This is a genomic window from Acetivibrio ethanolgignens, assembly GCF_001461035.1.
Lineage (GTDB): Bacteria > Bacillota > Clostridia > Lachnospirales > Lachnospiraceae > Velocimicrobium > Velocimicrobium ethanolgignens.
The window spans coordinates 316-1,051 of sequence record NZ_LNAM01000106.1 but is presented as its reverse complement, the minus strand read 5'-3'; the positions used below and the strand labels follow the sequence as shown (position 1 = coordinate 1,051).

1 protein-coding gene is annotated in these 736 nt (G+C 23.5%); it reads left to right on the top strand.

What is annotated here, in order from left to right; all coding sequences use genetic code 11:
* Positions 1–170: 170 nt before the first annotated feature.
* The gene (locus ASU35_RS05685; protein ID WP_058352082.1) at positions 171–680 is read left to right on the top strand and encodes an RDD family protein; all 510 of its coding nucleotides are present in this window, start codon (positions 171–173) and stop codon (positions 678–680) included.
* Positions 681–736 lie beyond the last annotated feature (56 nt).

Here is a 736-nt window from a genome sequence, read left to right as displayed (position 1 = left end):
AAAACGAGGTAAAAGTCAGTAAAATTAAGTGTTTTAGCTTAATCAGCAGACACTAATTACTTTTTTTGAAAAAATTGGTCCATTTGGAAGATAAAGCAAATAAATAATAGGAAAATATAGACAGGAATAAAATATTTGTGTTTCTGTCTATATTATTGGAGGTGTATATTTTGAAATCATCATATATTAAAAGAGTTTTATCTGAAATTGTTGATTTGTTTTTTATGTTAATTGTTACACTTATACTGTCTTCAGTTTTATTTTTTCAATTTATGAATAAAGAAATGGTTCAGGTATTTCCTTTTATTCTAATCGAGTGCCTATTCTTTTCAGCCTTATGTTTTCTTGGCTATATTCATATTGTATTAAATTATTTTATACTTAACAATTCAGTAGATGTATTTTATTTATGTTTTATTTTTGTTGTGTTTATTTTTGAAATTGCTTATTATTTTATTTTGGAAAATTTTTTAGGAGGTACAGTAGGGCATAAAATATTCAAATGTCACGTAGTTAATATTGAATATAAAAAATTGAATGGAAAATCTTTATTTATACGTAGTGTTGTAAAAACACTTTCTAAATATTTATTTTGTATTCCTTTTTTAACTATATTCTTCAATAAAAACAATCAAACTTTACATGATATTTTAATCAAGTCAATTGTTATTGATGAATAAATTAACCTGAATTATTCACCATTGCACAGTGAAAGTGGATGAAAGCCACATAGTTA